The organism is Rhizobium pisi (assembly GCF_003938655.1).
Taxonomy (GTDB): Bacteria; Pseudomonadota; Alphaproteobacteria; order Rhizobiales; family Rhizobiaceae; genus Rhizobium; species Rhizobium pisi.
Genome location: NZ_RJJT01000005.1, coordinates 147,727 through 163,688, shown reverse-complemented (window position 1 = coordinate 163,688; position 15,962 = coordinate 147,727). Strand labels below are relative to the sequence as shown.

The following is a 15,962-nucleotide window of genomic DNA, read 5'->3' as shown; positions in this document are numbered from 1 at the left end:
GCTTCTGGGGCGCGCCCTCGCGGCTTCATCGTCGCGACGCGCTTTTGCGTCAGTGACAGCTGTAGAGCAGCGGCGTCACGTCTTCGTCCGCGAATTCCGGGTAAAGCTGCCGGCGCGTGCGGGCAAGCGCCTCCGCCTCGCGGCGGTTCCGTTCCAGAAGAACCGATGTCACGTCCGTGTAAGGCGCTCCGTCCGACAAGGCGACGCGGACGGTTGCGCCCTGCGTGAGGAAATCGCAGAACGACTGTACCGAGCGAAGACGCGTCGTGATCTCGACGTAGCGGTCATCATATCCAGCCATGCATTCCTCCTTTCAAGACAGGAAGATTTCACGCACACTTCGGCAACAAGATGGCGTCCGTTCAATTCGTCGGCAGATGACCGCCTCCGGCTGAGCCAGGTCGATCAGATCACCATCTGCTCGCCAAGCTCGACGACGCGATTGCTCGGCAGCTGAAAATAGTCGGACGGATCGATGGCGAAACTCGCCATGGCGATGAAGAGCTGGTCCTGCCAATGGGGAAGGCCGGTATTGGGATCGCCAACGAGCTTGCGCCGCCCGACATAGAACGAGGTCGACATGATCTCGAAGTGGAATCCCGCCTTCCGGCAGAGCGGCATGGCCGCCGACACGTTCTGATCCTCCATGAAGCCGAAATTGAGCTGGATCTTGCTGAAGCGAGGCGACAGCGTCTCGATCGTCACCCGCTGCGCTTCCGGGACATAGGGCCGCGACGCTGTCCGGATGTTCAGGATGACGTTCCGCTCGTGAAGGACCCTGTTGTGCTTGATGTTGTGCAGGAGCACGTTCGGCGTCATGTCGGGAACGCTCGTGAGGAAGATCGCCGTTCCCGGGACGTCGACCGGGCTGTGATCGGATTTCCGCTCGATCGACCTGATGAACTGGGCAAGCGGAATGTCGTTGCGCGCCGACTTCTCGCGCACGAGCAGCGTTCCCTTCTTCCACGTCCACATCATGGCGATCAGCGCTGCGGCGATCAGCACCGGAACATAGCCGCCGTCATGGATCTTCAAGAGGTTCGCGCCGAGGAAGACGCTCTCCAGCACGAAGAGCGGAAGCAGGACGGCAAGGGCTGCGAGCACCGTCCAGCCCCAGATGGCGCGAAGGAACTGAAACGACAGCACTGTTGTGACCACCATCGCGCCGGTAACCGAGATCCCGTAGGCCGTTGCCAGCGCTTCCGAGCTGCCGAAGGAGAGGATCAGGGCGAGCACGCCGATCAGCAGCACCATGTTGACGGCGGGAACATAGATCTGGCCGGTATTCGAGGCTGATGTGAAGCAAATCTCCAGCCGCGGCAGGAACCCGAGATGGATGGCCTGGCGGGCGAGCGAGAAGGCTCCCGTGATCACAGCCTGGCTGGCGATGATCGTTGCGGCCGTCGCCAGAAGCACGGCCGGCAGCAGCGCCCAGTCTGGGAAGAGCAGGAAGAATGGATCGGAGGCCGCGGCCGGGGTCTTCAGGACGAGTGCGCCCTGGCCGAGATAGTTGAGGGCGAGCGACGGGAAGATCACGGCGAACCAGGCGAACTGGATCGGTCTGCGCCCGAAATGTCCGAGATCGGCATAGAGCGCCTCCGCACCGGTGACGGTCAGGAACACGGCGCCGAGAATGATGAGGCCGACAAAGCCTGCATGGGTGATGAAATCGAGCGCATAGTACGGATTGAGGGCTGCGAGAATGGCGAAGTCATCAGCGATGTGCAGCAGGCCGGCTATGCCCATGACCACGAACCAGACGAGGGTGATCGGTCCGAACAGCCTGGAAACGGCGGCCGTCCCGACCGACTGCATCAGGAATATGGCGAGCATGATCGCCACCGCGATCGGCAGCACATAAGGCGAGAAGACAGGCGTCACCAGCTTCAGCCCTTCGAGCGCGGAAAGGACCGAAAGCGCCGGCGTGATCATCGCGTCGCCGATAAAGAGCGCGGCACCGATGATGCCTGCGAAGAAGAAGATCGTCGCGTGCGTTTTCGTCTTCTTCATCAGAAGGGCGAGCAGCGACAGCGTCCCGCCCTCGCCGTCATTGTCGGCCCTCAAGAGAAAAAGCACGTATTTGAACGTGACGATGATGGTCAGCGTCCAGATCATCAGCGAGATCAGTCCGATGACCTCGGGCGGGGTCACCCCATCATGGGCAAAGGGCCGAAGGGCTTCGCGAAAGGCGTAGAGCGGGCTGGTGCCGATGTCACCATAGACGACCCCGATCGCACCGAGCACCAGCCCCGCGAATTGTCGCGAACCATTTGGGCTGCTGGCGTCATGGGCTGTCGCAGTCATCGGGCATCCTCGGCTTTTGGTCCAGACCAAGGATATGGTGCGGCCATCGCGTTTTGAAACGGTATCGGAGCCCAATCGATCGTCACCCGGATTCAGATGACGTGGCCTAAGGCGGCTCTTAGCCCACTCCGCATCCAAATCCAAGAAATAGCGATCTCGCCCGAAACCCGCTTGACCTACGCTCTGGCGAGCTTCCGGTTCAGCGCGGCGGCGACCAGGGGCAACGCCGTGGTCGCCACGGACCCCAGAGGCAGCCGGCGGATGCCTCGCGCAACGACGAATGCCGCCGCCATCGCGCCTGCCAGCTTGAGCCATGGCTGGTCGCCGAGCTGAGCGTGGGCGCTCGCATCGGCCCAGCGGACGTTCTCCGCAACCACAGTCGTGGCCTGCTCCCTGATGACGTGAAGGCGAGCCCGGAGGTTTTCGAGCTCCTCTCTCAACTCCCGCAGCCGAGCTTCCAGCATATGATCCTCGGAAACAGGGAACAGCACCTCGACATAATCCTCGCTCGGGGGCGGGACATCTGCGCCAAGCGTGGCAAGATATGCTCGGTAATCAGCTTCGCTTGCAAACCCCTCACGCCGCAGCAGAGTGGGATTGATGTCCGCCTCATCTCCATTTGCCATTGGGATGCCGGCGTCGTCGTATCTCTTCTCTGTGCCGGCGGGCTCGTCCTTCACCATGATGCATCTCCCATTGTTTCCGGAGGAAAACGCTCAATGGCTCTAATTGATCCGCCCGCCGGCCAGGAGTTGCGCTGCAGTTTTGACCTCAGCGTTGCGATGGACTGAAGCGTCCCGGCCGGAAGCCCGCAAGAAGTGGGTGGCGGTGCCCGGTGGCAATCTCGTCCGCCAGCAGTTCGCCGGCGATCAGTCCCAGAGTGGCGCCGCTATGGCTGAAGGCGACGAAATAACGAGGAATCGACGGCAGTTCGCCGAAGACCGGCTCGCCGTCACCCGGGATCGGCTTCGGGCCGACGCCGTAATCTTCCATTTCCAGCGACGGATTGCCTTCGAGAACGTTCGAAGCCTCGCGCAGCAGCCCGTCCAGCGTCGATTGCCTGACATCATAGCTGCCGTCGGGCTTGATGCTGACCTCCTCCTCCGACCAGGCGGAATCGAGCGCGAAGCCGCCATTCGGCGTCGGGCGGATGGCGACGCGGGGCGTGTTGAGCACCGCCTTCAGCGGGTGGCGGATCGGTTTCGTCCTGACGAGAAGGGCGACTGGTGTCGCATCCCCGATATGCTGGCCGGCCTCAGCCACGATTACGGGAACCTCACCGCCCGCAGCAAGCAGCACGGCATCCGCTGCGCGGCGCCTACCATCCGCCATCACGATGCCCCGGGCGCGTCCGCCTTCGATATCCACCGTCGCACGTCCCGCCTCGGTGACGATCTCGCCGCCGAGCGAACGGAATTCCCTGGCAAGCGTGTCAATCAGCGAGGGAAGATCGACCCAGCCTTCCCCGGGGTTGAAGATCGCGCCCTGCGGCGTCACGGTGCGCGCATCGACCCCGGGCGTCGCCCCGGCAATTTTTTCCGGTGCGAGCCATTGGGCGTGATAGCCGAGATCGCGCTCGTAGCCGAAGACCTCGGCGATCTCGTTGCTGGTGTCGTCAGGATCCCAGGTCAGGCCGCCATCGAAACGAAGCCAGGAAGCATCTGGAAATCGGGCAGCGAGCGTACGATAGCGGTCAATGCCGGCCAGGCGCAGCCGGTGATAGGCGTCGGAGCGCTTCCGGGCCGAGTTGAGCCAGGCAAGCGACCGGCCGGAAGCGCCGTTGGCGAGCGGCCCGTCATTGATGAGCACCGTGGCGATCCCGAGCCGTGCCAGATGGACCGCCGTCGAGACGCCAAATATGCCGCCGCCGATGACGGCGACCTTCGAGGGTTTGTTGAAGGCATTCATGTCGATAACCTTGTTTCCTGCTCTGCTTTGTTCGAATGAGATCCAGCGCATGCGTTGCGCCTGTGGTGTCAGAGGACTTCCGCCAGGAACCGCTGAAGCCGCTCGCTTCGGGGATTGTCGAAGATCTGCTCGGGACATCCGGCCTCGACGATACGGCCCTCATCCATGAAGACGACCTGATCGGCCACCCTGCGGGCAAATCCCATCTCATGGGTCACGACAGCCATCGTCATGCCCCGGCGGCCGAGAGTGGCCATAAGGTCAAGAACGCCCTTCACCAGCTCGGGATCGAGCGCGCTCGTCACTTCGTCGAACAGGATCACTTCCGGGTCCATACCGAGCGCACGCGCGATGGCGACGCGCTGCTGCTGCCCGCCCGAAAGGCCTGCCGGCCGATGATCCCTACGCGCGGCAAGACCGACCTCGGCCAGGCGCGCCTCGGCGATGCGCTGCGCCTCCCGCCTCGGCATCTTCTTGATTTTCGTCAGCGACAGCATGACGTTCTCAAGCGCGGTATGGTCGGGGAACAGATTGAAGTGCTGGAACACCATGCCGACGCGCCGGCGCAACCTCTCCGGCTTCATGGCAAGGATGCTGTCGCCATCGAGCAGGATGTCGCCGCCCTTCGGTTCAACGAGCCGGTTCAGGCAGCGCAGCAGCGTCGATTTGCCCGAGCCGGAAGGGCCGATGATGCAGGTGACGGTGCCGGCAGCGATGTCGAGGTCGATACCCTTCAGCACGTCGAGTTCGCCATAGGCTATGCTGAGATTGCGAATATTGAGCGCGCCGCCCCTGAACCGCTGCGCATTTCCGTCGGCAGCCCCGACGGCGGGGCCGGCGGCAGCCTGCAACTCGCCGACCTCGATCAAACCGCTCGCAGCCCCTGAACCGCGCCCCTGGTTTCCCATCCGCAGCCTGGTGTCGATGAAGTTGACGAAATGGGTGAGCGGCACAGTGATGACGAGATAGAAGACGCCCGCCAGCAGCAGCGGCGACAGATTGCCGGTGACGACGGCCTGATCCTGGCCGACGCGGAAGATCTCGCGCTCGGAGGCAAGCAATCCCAGGAAATAGACGAGGCTGGAATCCTTGACGTTGCCGATGAACTGATTGACCAGCGCCGGCAGAACGCGCCGAACACCCTGCGGGATGACGATCAGGCGCATGCCCTGCCCGTAACTCATGCTCAGCGCCCGGCAGGCTTCCATTTGTCCGCGCTCGACGCTCTGGATGCCCGATCGGAAAATTTCGCCGATATAGGCGCCGGCAATCAGGCTGAGCGCCAGGATGCCGAGCGGGAATGGCGACGGTCCGAAGATCTCCCGTCCCATCCGGGCAAAACCCTGTCCGATGATCAGGATCGTGACGATCGCCGGCAGTCCGCGAAAAATATCGGTGTAGATGCGCGCCGGCAACCGCAACCAGCGCGACTGCGAGATACCCATCACGGCAAGCACCATGCCGATGACGACGCCGAGCACGGTCGAAGCAGCGGCGAGGATCAGCGTATTCTTAAGGCCGATACTGATCATGCTCGGCAGCACTTCCGCCATCGCGTCCCAATCCAGGAAGCTGCGGCGTAGATTTTCAAGCCAGTTCATAGAGATCCCCATCGAAGCCCTTGTCGGACGTGCCGGTGCCAGGAGCAAGCCGTCCGCCAGGGCGGACGGCTTGCGGCCTCACTTCTTGGGAAGATACTGGTCCGGCATCGGCGAGCCGGGGAACCATTTTTCGTAGAGCGTCTTCCAGGTGCCGTCCTGCATCGCGTCGTGAAGGGCGCCGTTGAGCGCCGTGCGGAAGGCGTCGTTGCCCTTCCTGATCACGAAGCCCGCAGGCGCATCGAAGGACGGAATGTTGACGGCGACTTTCAATGCGGGATAACGCTCGCCATATTGCTTGGCGGCCTCGTAATCGAGAAAATGCGCATCGATCGTGCCGTTGTTGAGCGCAGCGACGGCCGAATTATTGTCGGGGAATTTCACGAGATCGGTCCCGCCGAAATTCTTCGTCGCATAACCTTCCTGCAGCGTTCCCTGCACGACGCCGAGACGCTTGCCCTTGAGCCCGTCGGCATCCTTGATCCCCGCATCAGCCGTCAGCACCGAGAGATAACCGGCAAGATAGCCGTCGGAAAAATCGACGGTTTTCTTGCGGGCCTCAGTGGTTCCGATCGCCGCAACGGCAACGTCGAAGCGTTCGTTGGCGACCGAAGGCAGCAGCGCTGAGAATTCCTGGCCGGTGAACGTCACCTTATCCTTGGGAAAGCCGATGCGGGAGACGACATTGAGGAAGAACTCGATGTCGAAACCGGTGAACTGGCCGTCGGCTGTGGCGAAAGTGTAGGGCTTGGCGTCGCCCATGGTGCCGACGCTGATCGTCCCGGGCTCGATGAGATTGTAGGGATTGCCGGCCGCGACAGCCGACCCCGCGCCCGTCGCTAGAAGGCACGTCAAAAGGCCGGCCCGCAGCGGGGCCAGGAGGGCTGCGAAAGATTCAAAGGTTTTCATGGTCGTTCTCCGCTCTGAAAGGAATGCTCTTACCGGCACTGCCTGCCATCTTCCCCTGTCGCCGCGCGACAGAGATTTCTGGACAAGATACCGGTCTCCTGTATAAAGAGACCGGTCTCACAACATATTTGATATCCGTCAATTGACCGCCCGTCAACAACTCTTGTAGTGCTTGCTCATGGAAGATTCCGCTGCTTCGAAACGTTCAGTCACGGTCGCCGACGTCGCCAAGGCGGCAAAGGTCTCGAAGGCGACGGCCGCCCGCGTTCTGGGCGGCTATGGTGTGGTCAGCGACAAGATCAAGGACCAGGTCATGGCGGCTGCGGCCGCGCTCGAATACCGGCCGAACGAACTCGCTCGAAGCATGAGCACCGGCCGTTCCGGCATTATCGGGGTCGTGGTCGGCGATATCGAGAATGCCTTCTTCAGCCTGGCGGTGCGCGGCATCAGCGATGCGGCGCGGCTTGCGGGCTACAACGTCATCATCGCCAATTCCGGCGAGAAGCTCGATGCGGAGAAATCGGCCGTCGATCTCCTGATCGGCAAGCGTGTCGATGGGCTGATCGTGACGCCGGCCCGCTGCGACGGCATGGATCATCTGCACCATGTCCGCCGCGCCGGCGTGCCCCTCGTCCTCTTCGACCGAAGCATTCCGGAGCTCGGCGTCGACGCGGTGACCGGCGACGACCGCGATGCTGCCATCACGGCGACCCGTTACATGGTGGACCGGGGGCATCGCCACCTGGCCTACATCTCAGCCATGGACGATGAGGATGGGGGGCTGATCGATACCGGCCGGATTTCGAATTCCGCCGTGCGCGAACGCGTCGAAGGCTTCGTCAGCGTCCTGAAAGAGGCGGGCTTGCCGAACCCGCTTTGCTCGGTGCGGTTCGGAGCCACCGACCAGCAACAGACGGACGCCGTCGTCAGACGCCTGCTCTCGGAAGCATCGCCACCGACGGCGCTGCTGGCATCCGACAGCCTCGTCGGGCTGAGGATCTTCAGGTCGCTGCAATCGCTCGGGCTGTCGATACCGAGCGACGTCTCGATGATTTCCTTCCTGGATGCCGACTGGACCAGTGTCACCGTTCCCCCGATCACCGTCATCGACCAGCGCGTCTACGACATGGGCAAACTCGCCGGCGAGCGGCTCGTCGCCCGCATCGAACGAACGCCGCTTGCCGTCGAACGCCTGCGCGTCGGCACGAGCCTCGTTGTGCGCGGCTCCGTCGCAGCACCTGGCAGGTGATGCCTGCTAATCGAAAAGCTCGCCGTGGCCGATCTGCTCCCGTTTGCCGGGCGCGTCGCTCATGTCAGGATCCTCAGCGGGATCGGGATCTTTCTTGTTGGCGTCGTTCAGAAATTGCGCGGCCTTGAGAAGCGCGACCGAGATCTCCTCGGTTCCCCATCCGGCTTCGTTGGCGGCTCCGATCAGCTTTTCCAGGGCATTGCGCGCGGCAGCGGTCGCCTCTTCGAAGCGTTGCGCCGGCGCCTCGGATTTGGGCGATGGAAATGTCATAGGCGTTCCCTCAATGGATGTGACTATCGGGGATGAACGCGGCTCGACGGAAATGGATGCACCATCCGCGATGATTTAATTTGCGGATGGTCCGCCCGCCCTGGGCCTGAAGGCCGGCGTCAAGGAGTCAGATGACCGTCTGCAGCAGAAAGGGAGAGCGCTCCAGCGGCTGCTGGGCGAGAATCCTCAGAATTGCAGGGCCCTGTATGCCTGATGTCGTGCGCGAACGTCCGTCGTGATAGACGACCGTCATCATCTGGCTGTGAATATCGTAGCGAATTTCCGCAATCGTCCTGGTGTGAACCGGAAAGATGAATTCCTCGGCTTGAGGTTCCTTCTTCAATTTTTTCATGCTCATCGCGATGCCCCAACGAACGATGACGAGCGAAAAGGACAGGCCCAATAGCCGGTGCCAGTCCTTCCTCGGCGTCTCCAACATGCTTAAATCGATCAAATATCGAAACGGCGAATTTCGGCGATCCAATCAAAAGCCTTCAGATCCACGCCTATCAACCACATATTGCTGCTATGGTCGCGTGACATCAGCGTGACATGCGCTCAGCGCATGGGAACGCGGCGGCAGTGCTTCATGAACTCTCAACTCCGAAGGCGCTGATGCCTCAATGCAATGTCGTGTGCAGTCCGTGTTCCGCGACCGTCTGCGGCAACCGTTCAGTCTTGCACGCGAGCGATCGGATGGCTTCGTCGGCGGCGAAAAGCACATTCCTGAGCCGTTCGATCTCGCAATCGAGCTCGTAGATTTCGATCTCATCGAAGCCTCCGCCGTGGAGTAGGCGCATCGTCGACTCGATCAGGAGCTCCGTGCGGCCGACGATATCGAGAGTGCTTCGTATGAGGACGTCGAGCATGATTTTCCCTCGCCTGAGGGAACAAGCGTCGGTCATTCTCGACAAGATGACAATCCTGAAATCTTATTAGACGCCTGCCGGAGCAGGCCTTGATATCCCTTACGGGGCGACATCCGGCGGAGGATCGTTTCCTCAATCGTCGTCGAGCGAGAAAACCGGCCGGTAGTGGCGCTGGGCGATCCGCAAGGTCCGGTCGGGCTGGATGACATAGATCTCCTCGACCTGCCGTCCCCATTGATCCGTGAAGCTGTGCGGGAAGGAAGAACCCACCGGCGATTTCGTCAATTTGGTGCGAGGCTGACCGTTATAGGTGATGCTGCCGGGAATGGGGGCGAGCCCCGCCGACGAATAGCTGGACGAATAAAGGGCTGCGCCGGTCGTGCAGCCCGTCAGCGCAACGGCCAGAACCAGCCCCAATCCTATGCTCCTCTTCATCGAACCCTCCAGCTGCTTCGGCCTCGGCCGCTCGCCCCAGTATAACAAGCGGACAGTGTTCCGGGAATTCCGTGACTGCGCAGGCCGCTATCACCGCCGGCGTCCTGGCCTAAGACGGTTGCCGGCAGCGAGCCTGAAGCCACCTCAATGCTCGTCGCTGCGACGTCTCACGGCATGCTTCAGCGCCAGCAGGTGCCTGCGCCGCTCCAGCATATAGTCGGCGTAGCCGACGCAGATGAACAGCAATGTCGGGCCGGCAAAGGTGATGATGAGAGCCAATGCAAGAAGGATGAATGCGGTCGTCATGGTCTGTTTTCCATCATAGTCGCCATCGGGAAGCAAAAGGCCTCCTGGCATCGCGCTTTTCCTGTCGCGTCGCGCCCCATGCTTTCGGTCGGCGCATGCGATGATTGTCCCTGTTTCCGCGAGTTAAACAATTGAAGCCCGTGGAGGTTCCGCCCGCACAGCGAATCGCGTGACAGGTTCACTCGACCTTGATCACCGCCGCGGTCTTTCTTCCCGCATCGCCGCCGTTACGCGTGCAAGAAGCGGGCTCGCTGCAAGATCGCCCAGCGAAACCGACAGCTTCGGCTTCCAGTTCGGATAGGTATCAGTGGTGCCCGGGATATTGGTCGGGTTTTTCTCGTCGGTGAGATCGGCAAGGCGGACCACGGCCAGACGTGAGGGGGTCCTGGCGATGAAACGATAGGCGCTGACGGTCAGCTCTCTCAGCGCTTCCCGGCTTGCCCTTGCGGTAAGTCCGGCCGGCAGATCGAGGCCGGCAGCTTCAAGCGCCGCCTTGAGATTTCGGCGTTCGCGCTTGCGGTGTCTGAGATGCTCCTCGGTGAGATCGGGCGGCACGATGGCGTGGTCGCGCCGGGCCTTGATGTCGGCGCCGCGCCACCAGCCGGCCAGGGTCTGATGGTCGTGCGTCGAGATGCAGGCCAGGGCGAGGACGGGATAAGCGTCCGCCGGCTTGAAGCCCTTCTCGTCCTGTTCGTAGGAAAGGATGCGATAGGAAAGGATCTGCGCCGCCTCCAGATCATCCGGCAGATCTGGCGGGATCATTCCGAGTGCCTCGCCGATAACGAGGCATCTGTGCTCGGCAGACACGTCTGCGAGGATCTGCAGCAGTCTCTGCTCGGGGTAGCGGACATATCCGCCGCCAACCGGCCTGCTGCCCGTCGGCACGAGGAAGAGGCGGCGAAGCGCCGGAGCGTGGTCGATACGGATCGCACCGCAATATCGCATGGCAGCGCTCACCATGCGCCGGTAAGGCGACATGTCTCCCGAGGCGATCGCGGAAGGCAGATATCCCGCGAGATGCCAATCCTGCCCGTGAACGGCGAAGGGATCGGGTGGGCTGCCGATCGTGGCCTCGCAGACATAGACCTCGGGCTCGCTCCACGTCGCCGAGCCGTCGACCGCTTCCCCGACGGCAAGGTCGAGATAGAGCCCAAGCCGCAGGCCGGCCTTCCCAGCCCGCTCCGCCGCCTGCGTCAGCTGCCGGTGGGCGAGCCATTGCACCCACATATGGAAGCGGACATCATCTGCGCAGTCGCGCTCGAATTCGGCAACGGCGGAACTGTCGAAGCGCTGCAAATCGGCAGGCCATCCGCGCCAGCCGGCGCCCATGCCGCGCTCCACCATGGAAAACGACAGGCACTCGAAAAGCGCATGCAGCCTGAGGCTGTCGCCGCGTTCCGCGACGAAGGCATCGAAATCATCGGGATCGTAGATTTCGTCGGCCGGTCTCCGCTTCCGCCAATCCGGCCAGAGACCCCGCAGGGCCGCGAGCTTGGTTCGTGCGACCCCGACGTAATCGACGAGATCGGTGCGGCGAAGGCCCTGGAGTTGCCGTTCGACTTCGGGGCTCCCCGCAAAACCCGGCAGCTGGTCGACGGCGATATAGAGCGGGTTGAGGTGCTGGCGGTTCGAGGGCTCGTAGGGACTGCAGCGGTCGGGGTCGGCGAGGAACGGCGCATGAAGCGGGTTGAGGCCGATGAAATCGGCGCCGACCGCGCCCGCAAGATCCACCATATCGGCCAGATCCTGGTAATCGCCGATACCCCAGTTGCGCGGCGAGCGTAGCTCGTAAAGCTGCAGACTGATGCCCCAGATCCGCGTGCCGACGAGGAAATCCGGCAGGAACGAGGTCGGGATTTTCTGGTCCGGCGGCTGGCGCTCCCGCCGCGTTGTGCCCGCTTCATGATCGGCGGCGGCCGACAATTCGACTTTCAACGCCGACAGGATCTTGCGTTTGGCCTCGCTGGAGATCGCCACCTCCCGAACGTCAGGGCTGGGCCTGGTCGGGCTGATGCCGTGCCGGCGGGCAAGCCTGTCGAGGTCAGCGGATTTCATCCTTCGATGCCCTCCCCCGCGCTCACGCCTCGCTGATGCTCCAGATCACCGTCCAGGGCGCAAGACCGTAACTGTCGCGATGGCCCAGACGGAAGATCGTCTCGCCCCCGTCCTGCTCTTCGGAAAGAACCGCCGCCTCATGGCCGAGATTGGCGCGCAGGTGAAGGCGTCTGTTGCCGGCCAGCGTCCAATCCACCGCGATAGCGTTTCCCGCCGCGCGATAAACCGCACTTCCCGCGCCATTCAGCAAGGGAATGATCTTCCGATGCCGGAGGTCAAGAAGCGTCCTGTAGAAATCGAGGGTTCTGGAGGAGGCGAGTTTCGACCAGTCGAGCTTGGCGGCGGCGAAGGTCGAGGGCGCCGTCGGGTCGGGAAGATCGTCGGCATCGAAGCCCGGCAAGCGCGAAAGCTCCTCGCGGCGGCCCTTCCTGACCTTCTCGTTCAGATCCTCGTCAAAGTCGCAGAAAAACGGAAACGGTTCTTCGGCACCCCACTCCTCGCCCATGAACAGCATAGGGATTTCGGGCGCCAGCAGATAGATCAACGTGACCGCCCTGACGGCATCGGCCGGGCTCGAAGCCATGACACGGTCGCCGAACGCCCGGTTGCCGATCTGGTCATGGTTCTGGATGAAGGATACGAAAGCGGTCGGCGGCAGATGGCCGCTCCGCTTCCCCCGGCATCCCCCGCGATAGGGCATGTGTTCGCCCTGGAACACGAAACCTTCCGCCAGCGCCCGGCCGAGATTGCCGGCGTCGCCCGCGTAATCGGCGTAGTAACCGAAGGTCTCGCCCGTGGCGGCGATGTGCAGCACGTGATGAACGTCGTCATTCCACTGCGCGGTGAATAGTCTCGCCTCGCCGTTTTCGTCACGCTGCAGGAGATCGCTGTCGTTCTCCTCGTTTTCGACGATCAGGTGAACGTGCCGGTTTCCGGCCGCGGCCCTGACGCGGCGCGCAAGCGCGTGGAGAAGATGTTCGGTGCTGTCGTCCTTGATGGCGTGGACGGCGTCGAAGCGGAAACCATCGAGCCTGAATTCGGTGATCCAGTAGATGGCGTTCTCGATGATGAATTCGCGGATCATCTGCGATCCGTCGCCGTCGTAATTGATGCCGTGGCCCCAGGGCGTCTTGTGATGATCGGTAAAGAGCGGCGCATAGGCCGGGATGAGGTTTCCATCCGGCCCGAAGTGATTGTAGACCACGTCGAGGAAGACGCAGATGCCGCGTTCATGCGCCGCATCGACCAGCGCCATGAAATCCTCCGGCCGCCCGTAGCTGGCATCGGGCGCATAAGGAAGCACGCCGTCATAGCCCCAGCCGTAACGGCCGGGGAATTCGCCGAGCGGCATGATCTGCAACGCCGTGACGCCGAGCGACCTGAGATGGTCGAGCCGCTCGATGGCGGCTTTGAAAGTCCCCGCCGGCGTGAAGCAGCCGATATGCAGCTCGTAAATGACCATCTCCTCCCAGGGCCGGCCCGTCCAGGCGCCCGTCTTCCAGCGATAGGAGGAAAGGTCGACCACTTCGCTCGGCCCGTGCACATCCTGCGGCTGGAACCGCGAGGCGGGGTCGGGAACGCCGCGGCCATCCGGCAAGAGGAAGCGATAGCGCGTGCCGGGACGGGCGTTCCTGACCGTGCACCGATGCCACCCGTCTTCTGCCGCCTGCATCAAACGCGGCTCATCGCCTTCGATATTCAGCGATACGCTTTCATGCAGGGGAGCCCAGAGGCGAAACAGGGTGCCCTCTTCGATGAATGCGGGGCCAAACGTCATTTTGGTCAAGAGCAAACCTTCGATGAAGTGACGACGGGATTGGGGTAACCGTCACGGGCGCAAAAAGTTTCGCAGCGCGGGTCAGTTTCCAGAAGCGATCGGGTCATATCGGCGTCGTGCGCAGCGCTGGCGCATAAGCGCTTCTGTCAGTCGAGCCAGGTCGTTGGCTCGCCCAAAGGACGGAATCCTACGCCAAGCCCTCTATGAGGCCATTCTTGCAATGAGGCATGCGACAAGACCTCGCTCGTCCTCGCGCGTGGCAAGTGTGAGCCGCACTCCTTGTCTTTCTGCTGCCGCCTTGGCGATCGCCAACCCCAAACCGCTGCCCTCGCTATCCTGAGGCCTTGCCCTGAAGAACCGTTCAAAGACGCGTGGCATCTCGTCTTCCGCTATGCCGGGGCCGGTGTCGCGGATTTCGATCCGTGCTTCTTGCCCGGTGATGACCACCGCAACGTCGACGGTTCCGCACGGTGGCGTGTATCTCAGGGCGTTGTCGATCAGGTTGCCGAGGATGATTTCGAAATCGTCCAGAGAACCGATCGCAATGGCCTTGTCCTGGCGCGTGATGCCCAGGTCAATCCGGCGGCTCTCCGCGAGTGGGTTCAGGCGCGCAACAACATCGAGTGCAAGCTGGACGAGGTCGATCGGCTGCGACGCGGGCGCGGTCTCGTGCGCGTCGTAGCGCGCGAGGCGCAAAAGCTTACTTACAAGGCCAGTGGCCCTGCCGATTCCGGCTTCGAGCTCGGTCAAACGCTGAGAAAATCCGCCATCCCGGTCGTCGTGCCGAAGGTTATCTATTTGAATCTGCAGCGCCGAGAGCGGTGTGCGCAATTCATGGGCCGCGTCCGAGATGAACCGCCGCTGTCTCCCCAGCAACGCGCGGAGCCGGGCGAGCAACCGATTGATTGAGTTCACGAAGGGAATGAGCTCAGCTGGCACGTCGTCGATCGGAACAGGATCGTCCGCCGCTGCGTCTCGGGAGGCGACCGCGACTGCCAATCGATTGAGTCGGGCCATGATCCGATCGATGATCCAGCTCAGCGTCAGCAATGACAATGGAATCAGAATGATGATCGGAAGCGCCGCTTGGAGCGCCGCATCGGTCGCCAGTTCTTCACGGACCATCGTGTCCTGGGAAACCTGAACGGTTCGATCCGGCGCGGCCAGCGTGTAGACGCGCCAATTGTCACTGCCGGTCGAGATGTCGGCAAACCCGGTCGCCTGTTGCCGAGGAATATCGACGGCGGGATGCGATAGTCGCAACGGCTTGCCGGCCACATCCCAGACCTGGATGACGAAGTCGTCCTCGGGATCGTGCGGGGCACCGCTATCCGGACCCGTTGCTGGGGATGAACGCGCATCCCCGACATAGAGCGCGATCTGCCGCAGCTGATTGTCCAGGAAGTCGGATGCCTCGTTCTGAACGAGGAAGTATGATGTTGTCGCCGCGCAGACGCCGATGGTCGCCATGAGGCCGGCGAGCCATAAGAAAGCCGTGCGTCGGATCGATATGGTGTTCATCACTTCGGGACCATCCAGCCGGCCCCACGGACGTTTCGTATAATGTCCTTGTCGAACTTGCGTCTTACATAATGAATAAGCACGTCGACGGCGTTGCTCTCCACCTCCTCGCCCCAGCCATAGAGGCTTTGCTCAAGCTGGGCTCGGGACAGAATGGTTCCGGGACGCTCCAGCAATGACTGAAGCAGCGCAAATTCGCGCGCTGGCAACACTTCGCTGCCCCCGCGATATTTCACCTCATGGCTAGATAGATCGAGTTCGATCTCGCTCGTGCAAAGGATCGAAACCGCCTGGCCGCCATGTCGGCGCAAGACCGCACGCATGCGTGCGAGTAGTTCTTTGACCTCGAACGGCTTCACGAGGTAGTCGTCGGCCCCGAGGTCGAGCCCCGCGACCCGATCGTCGAGTTCGTCACGGGCGGTGATCACCAGGATCGGCCTCTTGTCACCGGCCGCCCGCAGCGAGCGCAGGATTTCCAGGCCCGAACGGCCGGGCAAGCCGAGGTCGAGCAACACAAGACCATGCCCGCCCACGGCAACGGCTTCGTCCCCGAGTTGTCCGTCACGCACCCAGTCCGCCGACATGCCCGCATCGTCGAGGGCTTGCACGAGGGCTCGACCGAGCATGACATCATCTTCGATTACAAGAATACGCATGTTTCAAAGTAACCTAAACGCGCGAAGCTGCACAGATTTTGGTGCGGGCCGATATGCCTGATCATCTAAGCCCCTCCTAATTCTGCTGGCGTCACATGGCTTTCT

General features: G+C 62.3%; 16 protein-coding genes. 1 reads left to right on the top strand and 15 read right to left on the bottom strand.

Features of this window, described 5'->3' with window-relative positions; all coding sequences use genetic code 11:
* Nucleotides 1–49: 49 nt before the first annotated feature.
* The 6 genes from EFD55_RS08705 to EFD55_RS08680 all read right to left on the bottom strand — a co-directional run bounded on the left by EFD55_RS08705 (nucleotide 50) and on the right by EFD55_RS08680 (nucleotide 6,719).
* Nucleotides 50–301 (bottom strand): hypothetical protein, encoded by a 252-nt coding sequence (locus EFD55_RS08705; RefSeq protein ID WP_125844348.1) that lies wholly within the window; start codon nucleotides 299–301, stop codon nucleotides 50–52.
* A gap of 104 nt (nucleotides 302–405) precedes the next feature.
* Nucleotides 406–2,304, bottom strand: coding sequence for a potassium transporter Kup (locus tag EFD55_RS08700; protein ID WP_125844346.1), 1,899 nt, complete (start codon nucleotides 2,302–2,304; stop codon nucleotides 406–408).
* Nucleotides 2,305–2,480: 176 nt separating this feature from the next.
* The gene (locus EFD55_RS08695; RefSeq protein ID WP_125844344.1) at nucleotides 2,481–2,987 is read right to left on the bottom strand and encodes a hypothetical protein; all 507 of its coding nucleotides are present in this window, start codon (nucleotides 2,985–2,987) and stop codon (nucleotides 2,481–2,483) included.
* A gap of 88 nt (nucleotides 2,988–3,075) precedes the next feature.
* A complete protein-coding gene (locus tag EFD55_RS08690; protein ID WP_125844342.1) occupies nucleotides 3,076–4,212 on the bottom strand; it encodes an NAD(P)/FAD-dependent oxidoreductase in 1,137 nt (378 codons plus the stop codon).
* 68 nt (nucleotides 4,213–4,280) lie between these two features.
* On the bottom strand, nucleotides 4,281–5,813 hold the full coding sequence (locus EFD55_RS34095) for an amino acid ABC transporter permease/ATP-binding protein (RefSeq protein WP_125844340.1): 1,533 nt from the start codon (nucleotides 5,811–5,813) through the stop codon (nucleotides 4,281–4,283).
* A 78-nt stretch (nucleotides 5,814–5,891) separates the two neighbouring features.
* Nucleotides 5,892–6,719, bottom strand: coding sequence for an ABC transporter substrate-binding protein (locus EFD55_RS08680; RefSeq protein ID WP_125844339.1), 828 nt, complete (start codon nucleotides 6,717–6,719; stop codon nucleotides 5,892–5,894).
* A gap of 178 nt (nucleotides 6,720–6,897) precedes the next feature.
* Between EFD55_RS08680 and EFD55_RS08675 the strand changes: the two genes are divergently transcribed.
* Nucleotides 6,898–7,968 carry a LacI family DNA-binding transcriptional regulator gene (locus tag EFD55_RS08675; RefSeq protein WP_125844337.1) on the top strand — a complete coding sequence of 357 codons (1,071 nt, stop codon included), beginning with the start codon at nucleotides 6,898–6,900 and terminating at the stop codon, nucleotides 7,966–7,968.
* Between the two features lie 6 nt (nucleotides 7,969–7,974).
* Here EFD55_RS08675 and EFD55_RS08670 read toward each other — a convergent pair whose 3' ends face one another.
* The 9 genes from EFD55_RS08670 to EFD55_RS08635 form a co-directional block, all read right to left on the bottom strand.
* Nucleotides 7,975–8,238 (bottom strand): hypothetical protein, encoded by a 264-nt coding sequence (locus tag EFD55_RS08670; protein WP_125844335.1) that lies wholly within the window; start codon nucleotides 8,236–8,238, stop codon nucleotides 7,975–7,977.
* A gap of 127 nt (nucleotides 8,239–8,365) precedes the next feature.
* Entirely contained in the window at nucleotides 8,366–8,596 is a 231-nt protein-coding gene (locus EFD55_RS08665; protein ID WP_125844616.1) for a hypothetical protein, read from the bottom strand.
* Nucleotides 8,597–8,858: 262 nt separating this feature from the next.
* Entirely contained in the window at nucleotides 8,859–9,107 is a 249-nt protein-coding gene (locus EFD55_RS08660; RefSeq protein ID WP_125844333.1) for a hypothetical protein, read from the bottom strand.
* Nucleotides 9,108–9,239: 132 nt separating this feature from the next.
* Nucleotides 9,240–9,542, bottom strand: a complete 303-nt coding sequence (locus EFD55_RS08655) for a hypothetical protein (protein ID WP_125844331.1) — start codon at nucleotides 9,540–9,542, stop codon at nucleotides 9,240–9,242.
* Between the two features lie 144 nt (nucleotides 9,543–9,686).
* Complete coding sequence (locus tag EFD55_RS33085; RefSeq protein WP_165504828.1) at nucleotides 9,687–9,848, bottom strand: hypothetical protein; 162 nt, start codon at nucleotides 9,846–9,848, stop codon at nucleotides 9,687–9,689.
* A 192-nt stretch (nucleotides 9,849–10,040) separates the two neighbouring features.
* Nucleotides 10,041–11,903 (bottom strand): 4-alpha-glucanotransferase, encoded by a 1,863-nt coding sequence (gene malQ / locus EFD55_RS08650; protein ID WP_125844329.1) that lies wholly within the window; start codon nucleotides 11,901–11,903, stop codon nucleotides 10,041–10,043.
* A gap of 22 nt (nucleotides 11,904–11,925) precedes the next feature.
* Nucleotides 11,926–13,680, bottom strand: coding sequence for a malto-oligosyltrehalose trehalohydrolase (gene treZ, locus EFD55_RS08645; RefSeq protein WP_376774098.1), 1,755 nt, complete (start codon nucleotides 13,678–13,680; stop codon nucleotides 11,926–11,928).
* A 201-nt stretch (nucleotides 13,681–13,881) separates the two neighbouring features.
* Entirely contained in the window at nucleotides 13,882–15,201 is a 1,320-nt protein-coding gene (locus EFD55_RS08640) for an ATP-binding protein (protein WP_210276219.1), read from the bottom strand.
* The gene (locus tag EFD55_RS08635) at nucleotides 15,201–15,857 is read right to left on the bottom strand and encodes a response regulator (protein ID WP_125844326.1); all 657 of its coding nucleotides are present in this window, start codon (nucleotides 15,855–15,857) and stop codon (nucleotides 15,201–15,203) included. Before EFD55_RS08635 ends, EFD55_RS08640 begins: the two co-directional genes overlap by 1 nt.
* Nucleotides 15,858–15,962 lie beyond the last annotated feature (105 nt).

Excerpts from the sequence above, each read along its gene's own strand:
- EFD55_RS08705 (WP_125844348.1), bottom strand. The coding sequence starts at position 301 with ATGGCTGGATATGATGACCGCTACGTCGAGATCACGACGCGTCTTCGC.
- EFD55_RS08700 (WP_125844346.1), bottom strand. The coding sequence starts at position 2,304 with ATGACTGCGACAGCCCATGACGCCAGCAGCCCAAATGGTTCGCGACAA.
- EFD55_RS08695 (WP_125844344.1), bottom strand. The coding sequence starts at position 2,987 with ATGGTGAAGGACGAGCCCGCCGGCACAGAGAAGAGATACGACGACGCC.
- EFD55_RS08690 (WP_125844342.1), bottom strand. The coding sequence starts at position 4,212 with ATGAATGCCTTCAACAAACCCTCGAAGGTCGCCGTCATCGGCGGCGGC.
- EFD55_RS34095 (WP_125844340.1), bottom strand. The coding sequence starts at position 5,813 with ATGAACTGGCTTGAAAATCTACGCCGCAGCTTCCTGGATTGGGACGCG.
- EFD55_RS08680 (WP_125844339.1), bottom strand. The coding sequence starts at position 6,719 with ATGAAAACCTTTGAATCTTTCGCAGCCCTCCTGGCCCCGCTGCGGGCC.
- EFD55_RS08675 (WP_125844337.1), top strand. The coding sequence starts at position 6,898 with ATGGAAGATTCCGCTGCTTCGAAACGTTCAGTCACGGTCGCCGACGTC.
- EFD55_RS08670 (WP_125844335.1), bottom strand. The coding sequence starts at position 8,238 with ATGACATTTCCATCGCCCAAATCCGAGGCGCCGGCGCAACGCTTCGAA.
- EFD55_RS08665 (WP_125844616.1), bottom strand. The coding sequence starts at position 8,596 with ATGAGCATGAAAAAATTGAAGAAGGAACCTCAAGCCGAGGAATTCATC.
- EFD55_RS08660 (WP_125844333.1), bottom strand. The coding sequence starts at position 9,107 with ATGCTCGACGTCCTCATACGAAGCACTCTCGATATCGTCGGCCGCACG.
- EFD55_RS08655 (WP_125844331.1), bottom strand. The coding sequence starts at position 9,542 with ATGAAGAGGAGCATAGGATTGGGGCTGGTTCTGGCCGTTGCGCTGACG.
- EFD55_RS33085 (WP_165504828.1), bottom strand. The coding sequence starts at position 9,848 with ATGACGACCGCATTCATCCTTCTTGCATTGGCTCTCATCATCACCTTT.
- malQ (WP_125844329.1), bottom strand. The coding sequence starts at position 11,903 with ATGAAATCCGCTGACCTCGACAGGCTTGCCCGCCGGCACGGCATCAGC.
- treZ (WP_376774098.1), bottom strand. The coding sequence starts at position 13,680 with ATGACGTTTGGCCCCGCATTCATCGAAGAGGGCACCCTGTTTCGCCTC.
- EFD55_RS08640 (WP_210276219.1), bottom strand. The coding sequence starts at position 15,201 with ATGAACACCATATCGATCCGACGCACGGCTTTCTTATGGCTCGCCGGC.
- EFD55_RS08635 (WP_125844326.1), bottom strand. The coding sequence starts at position 15,857 with ATGCGTATTCTTGTAATCGAAGATGATGTCATGCTCGGTCGAGCCCTC.